This window comes from Streptomyces sclerotialus, assembly GCF_040907265.1.
Lineage (GTDB): Bacteria > Actinomycetota > Actinomycetes > Streptomycetales > Streptomycetaceae > Streptomyces > Streptomyces sclerotialus.
In genome coordinates this window covers 3550159-3563708 of record NZ_JBFOHP010000002.1, presented here as the reverse complement: position 1 = coordinate 3563708, position 13550 = coordinate 3550159, and the positions used below count along the sequence as shown (strand labels likewise).

Annotated in this window: 10 protein-coding genes; 8 read left to right on the top strand and 2 right to left on the bottom strand. The window is 73.9% G+C overall.

From position 1 onward, the window contains the following. Positions 1-25: 25 nt before the first annotated feature. Complete coding sequence (locus AAC944_RS15715; RefSeq protein ID WP_030617415.1) at positions 26-1492, bottom strand: DUF2079 domain-containing protein; 1467 nt, start codon at positions 1490-1492, stop codon at positions 26-28. Positions 1493-1647: 155 nt separating this feature from the next. On the opposite strand from AAC944_RS15715, the gene AAC944_RS15710 reads away from it, so the two are divergent. Next, entirely contained in the window at positions 1648-2412 is a 765-nt protein-coding gene (locus tag AAC944_RS15710) for an HNH endonuclease family protein (RefSeq protein WP_051871917.1), read from the top strand. 82 nt (positions 2413-2494) lie between these two features. Here AAC944_RS15710 and AAC944_RS15705 read toward each other — a convergent pair whose 3' ends face one another. Continuing rightward, complete coding sequence (locus tag AAC944_RS15705) at positions 2495-3304, bottom strand: DUF4190 domain-containing protein (protein ID WP_030617419.1); 810 nt, start codon at positions 3302-3304, stop codon at positions 2495-2497. 292 nt (positions 3305-3596) lie between these two features. Between AAC944_RS15705 and AAC944_RS15700 the strand changes: the two genes are divergently transcribed. The 7 genes from AAC944_RS15700 to AAC944_RS15670 all read left to right on the top strand — a co-directional run bounded on the left by AAC944_RS15700 (position 3597) and on the right by AAC944_RS15670 (position 13459). Further along, positions 3597-5900 carry an HsdM family class I SAM-dependent methyltransferase gene (locus AAC944_RS15700; protein ID WP_030617421.1) on the top strand — a complete coding sequence of 768 codons (2304 nt, stop codon included), beginning with the start codon at positions 3597-3599 and terminating at the stop codon, positions 5898-5900. A gap of 249 nt (positions 5901-6149) precedes the next feature. Further along, positions 6150-6866, top strand: coding sequence for a hypothetical protein (locus tag AAC944_RS15695; RefSeq protein ID WP_368397201.1), 717 nt, complete (start codon positions 6150-6152; stop codon positions 6864-6866). After that, positions 6863-8860 carry a serine/threonine-protein kinase gene (locus AAC944_RS15690; RefSeq protein ID WP_030617427.1) on the top strand — a complete coding sequence of 666 codons (1998 nt, stop codon included), beginning with the start codon at positions 6863-6865 and terminating at the stop codon, positions 8858-8860. Before AAC944_RS15695 ends, AAC944_RS15690 begins: the two co-directional genes overlap by 4 nt. Positions 8861-9186: 326 nt before the next feature. Beyond that, positions 9187-9816, top strand: a complete 630-nt coding sequence (locus AAC944_RS15685) for a SurA N-terminal domain-containing protein (RefSeq protein WP_030617431.1) — start codon at positions 9187-9189, stop codon at positions 9814-9816. A gap of 121 nt (positions 9817-9937) precedes the next feature. After that, a complete protein-coding gene (locus tag AAC944_RS15680; RefSeq protein WP_030617434.1) occupies positions 9938-10900 on the top strand; it encodes a nucleoside triphosphate pyrophosphohydrolase in 963 nt (320 codons plus the stop codon). A gap of 45 nt (positions 10901-10945) precedes the next feature. Next, complete coding sequence (locus tag AAC944_RS15675) at positions 10946-12247, top strand: cytochrome P450 family protein (protein WP_037772506.1); 1302 nt, start codon at positions 10946-10948, stop codon at positions 12245-12247. Between the two features lie 201 nt (positions 12248-12448). After that, complete coding sequence (locus AAC944_RS15670; protein WP_030617441.1) at positions 12449-13459, top strand: transglycosylase family protein; 1011 nt, start codon at positions 12449-12451, stop codon at positions 13457-13459. Positions 13460-13550 lie beyond the last annotated feature (91 nt).

The following is a 13550-nucleotide window of genomic DNA, read 5'->3' as shown; positions in this document are numbered from 1 at the left end:
CGGGGCCCCGGGACCCCGCCGCGCCTCAGTCCTTCGTGGTGCGCTTGAGGAGCGTCAGGCCGCCCGCCTCGCCGTCCGGTACGTACACCTCGCCCGGGTGGCGCTCCTCGGCCTCCGTGACGGCCTGCGGCGTGGTCCGTCCGTCGCGCAGCTGGACGGCGATGTAGTCCGGGTCGATGCCGCGGGTGTCGCCTATCCAGTACACCGTCGTCCGGCCGGTGAGCCGGCTGATGGGCCGGACGTCGGCCTCGACCGTCGCGCCGTCGGGCACGCGGTCGAGCAGCGCCTCGGCCTGCGGGACGGAGGCCGGCGTGCGGTAGGTGGCCGCTTCGGTGAGCCGCGCCAGCGGGAGCGTCGTCGTCAGCGCGAGGGCAACGGCCAGCGCGGCGGCCGGCACGTGCGCGGCGTAGCTGCGCAGCCAGGGGCGGGCGCTCGTACGGAACCGGGGCAGCGCGTCGATCAGGGCGAGGAAGGCCACCGGCATCAGGACGGCGCTGTAGTGCCAGTCGGTGCCCCAGTAGTGGTCGTCGTGCGAGACGAAACGCCAGCCGACGGTCGGTACGGCGGCGAGCAGCAGCGGTGAGCGCAACGCGAGCAGACCGGTCGTGGGCAGCAGGATCCACAGCAGTGTGCGGACGGCCGTGTCCAGGGGGATGACCGGGGCCGGGCCGCCGTCACCGCTGAGCTTGGTCCAGTAGTCGTACGAGCCGGCGCCGTTGAAGGCCGGAATGATCACGGCGAGGGTGAGGGCGGTGGCGGCGAGCCCGAAGACGGTGAGCGCGACGGCCGCGGGCACCGCCCGGCGCGCCCGGATCACGATGACCACGCCGATGGCCGCAGCGGTCACCCCCAGGTCCTCCTTGACCAGGACCAGCGGGGCGGCCCAGCACACCGCGGCGGTCCAGCGCCGGCGCACCACCGCCTCCAGTGAGAAGGCGATCATCGGCAGCGCGAACGCGATCTCGTGGAAGTCGAAGTCGACGGCGCGCTGGAGCCCCCAGGACAGGCCGTACGCCGCGCCGAGCGCGAGCCCGGCGCGGCGGCCGAACAGCCTGCCGGCGCACCGGGTGACGGGCACGGCGGACAGCGCGAAGAGCGCGGCCTGTGCCGTGAGCAGCGTGACGGGGGACGGGATCAGCCGGTAGAGCGGCGCGAGCAGGGCGAGGACCGGGCTGAAGTGGTCGCCGAGGATGTTCGCGCCCGGCCCCTTGAGGTCGGCGACGGGCGCCTGGAGATGCGCGTAGGAGCGGACGACCTGCTCGAATATCCCGAGGTCCCAGGAGACCGTGCCCATGGTGCGGTAACGCTGCACGGACAGCGTGGTGAAGAGGACGAAGAAGACGGCGGCCGTCCAGTACGGGTCCAGGCGCGGGGCGCGGAGCGCGGCGGCGGCGCCGCGGAGGCCGCCGGGGCCGCGCCGGGGGCGGCCGTCGGCCGCGGCCGGAGTCCGGGCGCCGGCGTCGCCCGCCGCGGTGGCTGCGGCCGATTCCATGTGGATCCTTACTCTGTCGACTTCCGAAAAGGTACTCGAAACCTGTGCCTCGGACGGCCCGTCATTCAAGGTGGGCGACGAGACGTACGGTCACCCGGGCCGGCCGGCTCGCGCCGCCGCGCCCGGCCGCCCGCCCTGCCGCAACCGACGATTGGATGTCCCCCTTGATACGGTCCGCTTCCCCCCTGCGCCGCGCCGCGCTCCCCGCTGCCGCCCTGGCCGCGTCGCTCGCCCTGGCCGGCTGCATCCCGTCGGGCGGCGGCACTCAGGGAGACGGCCGGGGAAGCCCGGACGTTCCCACGGCGACGGGGGAGCCGGGCAGCGCGCTGGCGGCGCTCGGCTCGCTGACGGTCAAGGGCCGCGCCCCGAAGACCGGCTACGAGCGGGAGCGGTTCGGGACCGCCTGGGCCGACACGGACAGCAACGGCTGCCCGACCCGGGAGGACATCCTGAAGCGCGATCTGACCCGGGTGCGCTTCCAGGACGGGCACTGCAAGGTGGCTTCGGGAGAGCTGACGAAGGATCCGTACACGGGGCAGCGGGTGTTCTTCCGGCGCGGTGACAGCCTGGTCGACATCGACCATGTGGTGGCGCTGTCGGACGCCTGGCAGAAGGGCGCCGGCCAGTGGCCGGCCGCCAAGCGGATCGCGCTGGCCAACGACCCGCTGAACCTCATCGCCGTCGGCGCCTCCGCCAACCGGCAGAAGAGCGACGGCGACGCGGCCACCTGGCTGCCGGCCGAGAAGAGCTACCGCTGCGACTACGTCGCCCATCAGGTCGCGGTGAAGAAGAAGTACGGCCTGTGGGTGACGCGGGCGGAGAAGGCCGCGATGGCGAAGGTCCTGGACACCTGCCCGGCCGAGAAGCTCCCCACCGGCGGCAACCCGACAGCGGCCCCGCCCCGCTTCCACGCGAAGTGACTGCCAGGCGGAGAAGACGTAGGGGGAAGAGGCGACGGGGCCCGGCCGTGGTGGCCGGGCCCCGAGCGGAACAGCTGCGGTCCTACAGCTTCAGCTCCCACTGGGACGCCTCGTGCTCCAGGCCCGGCGACACGTCGATGTCGAGGTTCTTCGCGTCGGCGGGGGCGTCGAAGGCGAAGTCCACGGTCGCCGTCTTGCCCGGCAGGATCTTGCCCGTGAAGCCCTCGCCGACCGTGCCGTCGAATATCTGCTCGGCGCTCTTGCCGTCCTCGCCGGCGCGCGCCTCGACCAGGGTCAGCGTGCTGTCGAAGCTCTTCTTGCCCTTGTTCTCCACCTTCACGGTGATCTTGTAGGCCTTGTTGCTCTTCTTGTGGCCGACGGCGAACTCGTCGACGGTGTACGGCGAGGCCTCGGACACCGTGACGCTCAGACCCGTGTCGTACTCAGCGGTGTCGCCGGCGTGCAGCGCCTCGCCCGCACCGCCCTCGGAGCCGGCCGCGTCCTCGCCCTTCGCCCCGTCCTTGGGCTGCACCTTGGACGTCTCCAGCGACTTGTTGATCTCGTCCACCGCGCCCTTGACCGCGGTGAAGGTGATGACCGCGCCGATCACCGACGCCACCAGCGCCGCGATGCCGAGCAGCACACCGGCCAGCGCGACGCCCTTGTTGGTGGCCTGACCGCGCTTGGCGCGGCCGCGGCCGATCAGACCGAATATCAGGGCCAGCAGGCCGAGCAGACCGGCGAGCCAGAAGAAGAACGGGATCAGGCCGGACAGCACGCCGATCACACCGAGCACGAGGGCCGTGACGCCCAGGCCGTTGCGCGCGGCCTGCGGAGCCGGGGCGCCCATCGGAACCGGGGGACCGGGCGGGAACTGCATCTGCTGGGACATGGCTGTGGGTCCCTTCCGGGAGTCTCGATCGGTTCTGACGAAGCGACCTGGAGAACTGAGAGGTGAAAAAAGAGGAGAGATGAGGAGAAAGCCGAGATAGCCGAGAAGTGCGTGAAAGATGGAGCAGGTGGCGCGATGGCTCAATAACAGCAGAGGCTGTGAACCGAGTCAACACGATTCACGGGAAAGTGTGTATTCACGGCCGTGAAGGGGTTGGTGGCGAAGTCGTGGGTATGCTCGCTGACACAGGCGACACTGCACGCGACGGAGCGATCGGACGGGAGCCAGTCAGGTGCCGGAGAACGCAACACCGGAGATCCCGGCGGAGACCCCGCTGGAGGCCGCGGTCGCGGCGGAGGTGACCGCTGCGGGCATCGCGCGCCTGGCCGGCGTGGGCCGGGCCGCGGTCAGCAACTGGCGCCGTCGGCACGCCGACTTCCCCAAGCCCGTGGGCGGCACGGAAGCCAGCCCCGCCTTCGACCTGACCGCCGTCGAGCGGTGGCTGCGCGACCAGGGCAAGCTCGCCGAGGTCCCGCTGCGCGAGCGCGTGTGGCAGCAGGTCATGGGCCACCCGGCCGGTGCCGCCGTCGCCCTGCGGCACGTCGGCGCCGTCCTCCTCCTCGTCCGCGACCGCCCCGCCGTCTGGCGCGGACTCGCCCGGGCCGGCGACGACGCCGAGCTGACCGGCCTGCTGCCGCCCGCCCTGGACACGGTCCTCACCGCCCGGCTCGGCCCCGCCCACCCCGTCACCGGCCTCACCCGCGAGGCGCTCGCCCCGTCCAGCGCACTCGTGCGGGCGGCCGCCGAGCTCGCCGAGGACGCCGAAGGCGCTCCGCAGGCCTATGAATTCCTGCTCGGCCGCCACCTGGACGCCAACCCCCGGCAGTACACCCTCACCCCGCCCGGCCTCGCCGCCCTCATGGCCGAACTGGCCGGCCCCGCCACGACCGTCCTCGACCCGGCCGCCGGCACGGGCACCCTGCTGCAGCCCCCGCGCGACCCGGCCGCCGGCGACGGCACGTACGAAGCCGCCGGCGACGGCACGTGCGAAGGGGCCGGGGACGGGGCGTACGAAGAGGCCGGGGGCGGCGCGTACGAAAGGGCCGCTCCGGGTGTCTCGGACAGGGGTGCGGCGGGCTCCGCGGGCGAGTCCCGGGGCGGGCCCGGGGGTTCGGGCGGCGGCGGGGCGCCGTTGGGGCCCGCCGCGCTGTACGGGCAGGAGGCCGACGCCGACCTCGCCGCGCTCACCGCCCTGCGCCTGGCGCTGCGGTCGCCGCAGACGCAGGTCCGGGTCCAGGCCGCCGACACGCTGCGCGCCGACGCCTTCCCCGACCTGGCGGTCGACGCCGTCCTCACGCACCCGCCGTTCAACGAGCGCAACTGGGGCCACGACACCCTGGCCTACGACCCCCGCTGGGAGTACGGCTTCCCCGCCCGCACGGAATCGGAGCTCGCCTGGGTCCAGCACGCCCTCGCCCGTCTCAAGGTCGGCGGTACGGCCGTCCTGCTCATGCCGCCCGCCGCCGCCTCCCGCCGCTCCGGCCGCCGTATCCGCGCCGACCTGCTGCGCCGCGGCGCGCTGCGGGCCGTCATCGCCCTGCCCGCCGGTGCGGCCCCGCCGTACGGCATTCCGCTGCACCTCTGGGTGCTGCACCGGCCGGACAGCGCCCCGCCGCCCGCCCCCCACCTCCTCGTCGTCGACACCGCCGAACTGGCCCCGGGCGGCCGGGACAAGCTCGACTGGCAGACCGTGCGCGCCACGGTCCTGGACGCCTGGCGGGCCTTCGACCACGAAGGCGGCATCGAGGAACGGCCGGGGGTGCGGCGTGCGCTGGCCGCCATCGACCTGCTGGACGACGATGTCGACCTCGCCCCCGCCCGGCATCTCCCGCCACCCGCAGCGGCCGGTGGCCCCGCCGAACTGGCCCGCGCGCACGAGGAACTGACCGCCGCCCTCGACCGTACGGCCGAGCTCGCCCCGCCCCCCGTTCCCGCCGGGAAGGCCGCGCCCGCCCGCTGGCCGCTGACCACGGTCGGCGAACTGGCCCGGGCCGGAGCGCTGCTGCTGCGGGCCGGCGGCCCCGGCACCGCCGCCGTCGGAGAGGGGCCCGTCCAGCTGACCGAGCACGACGTCATCGGCGGCATGCCGCCTTCCGGCACCCTTCCCGAGCCGGCCGCCGGTGACGCCCCGGAGGACCCCGTCCTGCTGCGGGCGGGCGACGTCGTCGTGCCCGTGCTGGGCGGCGGGGCCATCGCCCGGGTCGTCGACCCCGACACCGAAGGCGCGGCCCTCGGCCGGAACCTCTTCCTGCTGCGGCCCGAGCCCGCCGCGCTGGACCCGTGGTTCCTGGCCGGTTTCCTGCGCGGTACGGCCAACAACCGCCAGGCCAGCAGCTACGCCTCCACCGCCACCCGGCTCGACGTCCGCCGCCTCCAACTGCCCCGGCTGCCCCCCGCCGAGCAGCGCGCGTACGGCGAGCGCTTCCGGGCTCTCGCCGCCTTCGAGGCAGCCCTGCGGGACTCGGCCCGGCTCGGCGAGCGGCTGACCCAGGGCCTGTACGACGGCCTGACGGACGGCTCCATACCCCCGGACTGAGCCCGCACCCGGTTGGTTACGGGCCCGGGACCGCGGACCCGGGCCGGGACGCGATCGCAGTCCGGGGAAGGCGGGCAGGGGAGTGCGTGAACGGCGCTCGGCCTCTTCCCGTTCCCTGGGGCGGAGTTGTGACCGGACCGCGATGCGGTTCCGTACAACCCCGGCGGCATTGTCGGTGTCGGTATATACGCTCGAAAAAACCCGCCACGACGGCCATACCGACCAGGAGCAGCGATGCACGGCCCTGCCATGGCTCCGCCACCGACCCGTCCCCTCAAGCCGGGGACGGTCGTGCTGCTGCGAGTGGTCTTCGTGGCGATCGCGGTGCTCAGCATCGGCATGCTCGCCTGGGTGACGTTGCTGCGCGCCGCGCTGGTGCACCGGCGGCCGATCGCCTGGTGGATCTTCGGCGTGGCCGCGGTACTGACCATCCCGTTGATGGCCGTGGTCGGTTCGGTGCCCGAGAGCGACTGGCGCAGTGATGCTGCGCTGGTCCTGATCCTCCTTCAGATGGCCGGTGCCGTCGCGTACTACCTCGTCGTCGACATCCGCGCCCGCGCCCGCTCGCTCGCGGCCTACCCGGCCGACCACAACCGGACCACCGTCCCGGCGCACGGAGTCGGCGGATACGGAGTGCCTGCCTACGGGGCCACCGCCTACGGGATCCCGGCCTACGGGGACCCTTCGTACAGGGCGCCTACGGACAGGGCACCTTCGTACGGAGCTCCGGGGGCGGCGTACCCGGCGGCCGGGTACGCCGCCCCCGTACGGCCCCAGCCGCAACCCCAGTTCCAGCCCCGAGCCGAACCGCAGCCCCAGCCCCAGCCCCAGCCCCAGCCTCAGCCCCCGCCACGTCCGCAGTCGCAGCCGCAGCGGATCGAGCAGGTGCGGGCCGAGCTGGACGAGCTCAGCGACTACCTCCGCCGGAGCGACGGGGAACGGCGCCGTGAGGAGGACGGGCGGTGAACGGCAGAGTCATCGCCGAGCGGTACGAACTCTCCGCGCTGCTCGGACAGGGCGGCATGGGGCAGGTGTGGATCGCGTACGACCGCCGTCTGGACCGCCGTGTCGGCGTCAAGCTCCTCCGGCCCGACCGGATGGCCGGCGCCCCGGACGCGGAGGAGCTGCGCCACCGCTTCGCGCGCGAGTGCCGGGTGACCGCACAGGTCGACCACCCCGGCCTGGTCACCGTGCACGACGCGGGCAGCGACGGGGACGATCTCTTCCTGGTCATGCAGTACGTCGAGGGGGCCGACCTGGCCGACCACCTCGCCGAGCACGACCCGTACCCCTGGACCTGGGCGGTGTGCGTGGCGGCCCAGCTGTGCGCGGTGCTGGCGTCCGTGCACGCGGTACCGATCGTGCACCGCGACCTCAAGCCACGGAATGTCATGGTCAAGGCGGACGGCACGGTCACCGTCCTGGACCTCGGCATCGCCTCGGCGCTGGACACCGACACCACCCGTCTCACCCACACCGGTTCGCCCATCGGCAGCCCTGCCTACATGGCGCCCGAGCAGGCCATGGGCGGCACGGTCGGCCCGTACACCGACCTGTACGCGCTCGGAGTGCTGCTGCACGAACTGCTCAGCGGGTCCGTGCCGTTCGCCGGATCCACCGCGCTGGGCGTACTGCACCGGCATCTGTACGAGCAGCCGGTGCCGGTGCGGCAGTTGCGGGCCGATGTGCCGGAGGAGCTGGAGGCGCTGGTGCTGCGGCTGCTGGCCAAGGACCCCGAACACCGGCCGGCCGACGCGCAGGAGGTGTACCAGGCACTGGCGCCCCTCCTTCCCACAGCGGGAGCGGGGCGGCAGGGCACGAGGACGGAAGCGGGAGCGGAAGCGGGTGCCCGGGCGTGGGGGGAGGGGCCGGTCGCGCCGATGGACCCGACCCGGCCCTTCCTGCTGCCGCACGCGCCGTGGCCGGGACGGGCAGCCCGGCCGGCCGCCGCCGGGCCCGCGGCCGCCGCGAACGGCGTGGGCGCCGGAGGCGGCGCGGGTGCCGCCTCGGTCCCGGCGTATCCGCTCGCCCCGCCTGTCCCCGCTACGTCCGTCCCCGCTACGTCCGCCTCCGCCGTGGCCGCATCCGTTGCGCCCGCCTCCGCCGTGGCCGCGCCTGCTGCCTCCGTCGCGTCCGTACCCGCCGTCTCCGCGCCCGTCCCCGCCGCCGCGCTCGCTTCCACCGCGTCCGCCCCCGCCCCGCACGTCTCCCGGTCCCCGGCCCCGGTACCTGCCCCGCCCGTCGCCGTGTCGTTCGCCCCGGCTGCCGCTGTCCCCCGTACACCGGCGTCGGCCGGGACCGGCGGCACGGACCCCCGGATGCCGCCGTCGGCCGGCGGTGCGGCTCCCCGCACCCCGGCCCCCGGCCCCTCCGGCAGCGGCGCGGCCCCCGGCCCCGCCGGCAGCGTGGACGTCGCCGCTGCCGTCGACGAGGTCAAGCGGCTGCTGGACCATGGGCGGATCACCCAGGCCGTCGACATACTCGGCGGCATCCTGCCGGCGGCGGCCGCACGGCACGGGGAGCATTCACCGGTCGTCCGGACGCTGCGCAAGCAGTACGCCGCCACGCTCATGGACGACGGGCAGTACCGCAGGGCGCTGCCGGAACTGCGTCTGCTGGCCGAGGAGTTCGTGCGGGACGCCGGTCCGCGCGCGGCACGCCAGGCGCTGCAGTTCCGCTTCGAGGCGGCCCAGTGCCTGGAGCAGCTGGGCGAGGCCGCGGCCGCACTGGAGGAGTACCGCACGCTGCTGCCGCACTTCGAAGCGGTGCCCGACGACCCCGTACGCCCGCTGGAGATACGCCGTTCCATAGGTCACCTGCTGCTCGCGCTCGGCGAGCGCGGCGCGGCGCAGGAGACGCTCGCCCGGCTGCTGTACGACGCGGAGCGGGTGCACGGTGCGCACCATGTCTTCCCGGCGGAGGTGCGCCGGACCCTGGAGTGGCTGGCCCGCGTCCGCTGAACCGCTGAACCGCTGAACCGCAGGATCCGGTCGGACCTGCGGGTGGCCGTACCACCAGGTGGAGCGGACGTGCGGACGGCCGCACCACCCGGGCTGGTAGGGCCGTACCGCCGCGGAGCAGCGGCCGTACCGTCCGGCGGCGGGACCGTACCGCCGCGGAGCAACGGCCCGCCGCAAGGGTACGAAACACAAAAGTGCCGCAATCGTTGGTCGAATTGCTGGTCCGCGCCGCGCGGACTTCATACCATCGATCAACGCCAGGACTGAGACGCCCGCGAGGTGCTGAAGGCCCCCGCTGTCGTTCATGATCTTCGCCGGGAGGCCGAATGCTCCGCCGTAGGACTGCGCTCTCCGTTTCCGCCGCCGCTGTCGTGGCGGCCCCGCTCCTGTCCGCCTGCGGCAGCGACGCGCACCCCGGTGCCGCGGCCGTCGTGGGCGGGGAGCGGATCACCGTGGCGCAGCTCCAGGCGCGGGTGAAGAACGTCCGTACGGCCCAGGAGGGCGCCCCGCAGGGCGCACAGATGATCCAGAACACCGGCCGGCTCAGCGTGACCATGCTCAACAGCATGATCTTCGACAGGGTGCTGGCGCGTAACGCGCAGGACGCCGGCGTCGAGGCCAGCCGGTCCGACGTGCAGAAGTGGCGGAACACCGCCGAGCGGCGGGCCGGCGGCGCCGAGCGGCTGAAGGCGATGTCGCTCCAGCAGGCCATCGCGCCGAGCGAGATCGACGGCATGGCCCGTAACCAGATCCTGATGGACGGCATCGCGAAGAAGCTGGGCGTGAACCGGCAGACGCCGCAGGGCCAGCAGAAGCTGGCCCAGGCGCTGGCCAAGACCTCGCGTGACCTCGGTATCGATGTGAACCCGCGCTTCGGCGAGTGGAACGACAGCCAGGTCATGCTCGGCGAGGCGAAGACTCCGTGGGTGCGTACGGAGCAGAAGCAGCAGGTGTGACACCGGGGCGGCCGGACGGCAGATCCGACGGACGGCAGATCCGACGGACGGCCGGGCACCAGGCACGGCGTGCGCCCGGCCTGCCGCCCGGCCGTCCGCTCCCGTGCGTTACGTTCGACGGGTGAACGCTTCCGCCACCGGCCGCCTGGTCCTGCTCACCACCAGCCACCGGGTCGCGCCCGGCCTGCTGTCCTGGCCCGCGTGGCAGACGCTGCGCGCCGCCGACCGCGTGCTGTGCGCCGACCCCGACCACCCGCAGCTGCCGTACCTCGCCGAGGCGGGCATCACGGCCGAGACCGCCGAGCCCACCGCCCGTGAGCTGGTCGACTACTGCGTGGCGGGCGGCCGTACGGCCGTGGTGCTGACGTCGGCCGCCGGGGAGAGCGCGCTGACCGACGGGCTCGCCCGGCTCGCCGGGTCGGGCCGCGAGGCGATGCCCGACCTGGAGCTGCTGCCCGGTTCGTACGACCTGCCCGGTGCCCGGCTGCTGGACCTCGTACAGGTCATGGACCAGATCCGGGCCGCCTGCCCGTGGAGCGGCGTGCGGACCCACGAGGATCTGGCGAAGTACGGCCTGGAGGAGATGTACGAGCTGGTCGAGGCGATCGAGGAGGGCGACCGGGAGGCGCTGGCCGAGGAGCTGGGCGACGTACTGCTCCAGGTCGTCTTCCACTCGCGGATCGCGCAGGACGACCCGGACGAGCCGTTCTCCGTCGACGACGTCGCGGGCATCATCGTCGACAAGCTGATCCACCGGCACCCGCACGTCTTCGGTGACGAGGAGGCCGCGACGCCGGAGGACGTCAGGGCGCACTGGCTGCGCACCAAGGCCGCCGAGAAGCAGCGCGAGTCCGTGACGGAGGGCGTGCCGCTGGGGCAGCCGGCCCTGGCGCTGGCCGCGAAGCTGGCCTCCCGGGCCCGCACCGCCGGCCTCGACGTGCCGGTGGCCGGCGAGGGCATCGGGTACGAGCTGCTGGCGCTGGCCGCGCGGGCCCAGGAGGAGGGCACCGACCCGGAGACCGCGCTGCGGGCGGCGGCCCGTACGTACCGGGACGCGATCGTGGCGGCGGAACGGGCGGGCTAGGGGCTTCTCAGGAGGGCCCCGCGGCCGACCGGTTACGGTCGGAGGGTGCACGACACCACCGCTTCCGCCTGCCCTGAACTCTTCACCTGGGAGTTCGCCGCCGATCCGTATCCCGCGTACGCCTGGCTCCGGGAGCACGCGCCGGTGCGCAGGACGGAGCTGCCCAGCGGGGTCGAGGCGTGGCTGGTCACCCGGTACGCGGACGCGCGCGAGGCGCTGGCCGACCCCCGGCTGTCGAAGAACCCGCAGCACCACAGTGAGGCCGCGCACGGTAAGGGCAAGGTCGGCATCCCCGGCGAGCGCAGCGCCAACCTGATGACGCACCTGCTCAACATCGACCCGCCGGACCACACCCGGCTGCGCCGCCTCGTCTCCAAGGCGTTCACGCCGCGTACGGTGGCGCGCTTCGCGCCGCGCGTACAGGAGCTGACCGACCAGCTGATCGACGGCTTCGCGGCGCGCGGCGAGGCCGACCTCATCCATGAGTTCGCGTTCCCGCTCCCCATCTACGCCATCTGCGACCTGCTGGGCGTGCCGCGCGAGGACCAGGACGACTTCCGGGACTGGGCCGGGATGATGATCCGGCACGGCGGGGGACCGCGTGGCGGGGTCGCCCGGTCCGTGAAGAAGATGCGTGCGTATCTGGCCGACTTGATCCACCGCAAGCGGGAGTCGCTGGCGGCGGAGGAGACCGGGGACGAGGACCTGATCTCGGCCCTCATCCGGGCCTCGGACCACGGCGAGCACCTCACCGAGAACGAAGCGGCGGCGATGGCGTTCATCCTGCTGTTCGCCGGGTTCGAGACGACCGTCAACCTGATCGGGAACGGTACGTACGCGCTGCTGCGCAACCCGGAACAGCGGGCGCGGCTGCAGGCGGCGCTGGCCGCGGGCGACGAGGAACTGCTCGCGACCGGGATCGAGGAACTGCTGCGTTACGACGGGCCGGTGGAGCTGGCGACCTGGCGGTTCGCGACGGAGGAGCTGGCCATCGGCGGGCAGGTGATCGCCGCCGGCGAGCCCGTACTGGTGGTGCTGGCGGCCGCCGACCGGGACCCGGCGCGGTTCGCGTCACCGGACACCCTGGACCTCGGGCGCCGTGACAACCAGCACCTCGGATACGGGCACGGCATCCACTACTGCCTGGGCGCGCCGCTCGCCCGCCTCGAAGGCCGTACGGCGCTGGCGACCCTGCTGACCCGGCTGCCCGATCTCGAACTGGCCGCCGATCCGGACGAGCTGCGCTGGCGCGGCGGTCTCATCATGCGCGGACTGCGGGCGCTGCCGGTGCGTTTCACGCCGGAAGGCGCGCCGGACGAGGAGCGGGACGCGCCAGGTGGCGAGTAGTCCGGAGGGGCTTCGGACGCCCCGTCAGAACGGGCATTTCCGCAGGTAACGGGGTGCGGCAAGGGGGTCGGCGCCGGGCAGAACTGACCCGGCGTCAGCGGCGTGATCTACACGTGATCTCCGCTACACCGGCTTGAGACCGGACCAGGCCCCCGCTACTTTGCCTGCGACAACTCAAGCCGCCGCTCGAAAGGCACCCGCATGCGCTCCGGCAACGGTAGACACCGCCGCCCCCGCCAGGCCCCCGCCCTCCTGGTGGCGGCCTCCGTCACGGGCGCAGGGCTGGCCCTGCCGCTGCTGGCGGCGGGTGGCGCGCAGGCCGCCGACACCGCCACGTGGGACCGCGTCGCGATGTGCGAGAGCGGCGGCATGTGGAGCGCCAACTCCGGCAACGGCTTCTACGGCGGGCTGCAGCTGACCCTGGAGATGTGGAAGGACTACGGCGGCGAGTCCTACGCCGAGCGTCCGGACCTCGCCAGCCGCTCCCAGCAGATCGCGGTCGCCGAGGCGATCCTGAACGACCGCGGCCCGGACGCCTGGCCCAGCTGCGCCGTCAACGCCGGCCTCGACGTGGACGGCCTGATACCCGACGTGGACCCGGGCGGTTCGGAGACGCCGGTGCCGCAGCCCTCGGAGCCGGGCGACGACGCCTCCGGCAGCCCGTCCGGCAGCCCGTCCACCGGCACGGGCGACGACGGCGGTGACAACGCGGGACAGCCGTCCGACAGCGCCACATCTCAGCCCTCCGGGGATGCCACGTCCGAGCCTTCCGGCGGCGCCACCAACTCGCCGTCCGGCGACGCCACCGCCACGCCGTCCGGCGGCGGCGCGGACCAGGGCGGCGGGGATGCCGAGGGCTCCGGCGAGGACACCGCCGGGCCGCGCGCGGGCGACCCCGCCGACCGGCCCTCCGGCGACGCCTCGGCCCCCGGTACCGGCCGCCACCGCGGTGACGCGGACGACGGCAAGGGCGGCGAGGGAGAGGACGGGCGTCCGGCCGGGCGGCACGCGTCGCGCGGCGGTGAGGCGCACCGCGGTACCCCGGCAGATGACGGCATGTACACGGTGCGGCCGGGCGACAGCCTGTCCGCGATCGCCGACGCGCAGGGGCTGACCGAGGGGTGGACGGGTCTGTACGACGCCAACGAGGGCGTCATAGGGGCCGACCCGGACCTCATCCACCCTGGTCAGCGACTCGACCTGAAGCAGTGACGGGCGGCCCGCAAGGGCCCCGCAAGGGCTAAGTGCGGGCCGGTTGTGCCCAATTGGGGAAAGTGAGACATGGGTCTCGTCCCGGGGTGTT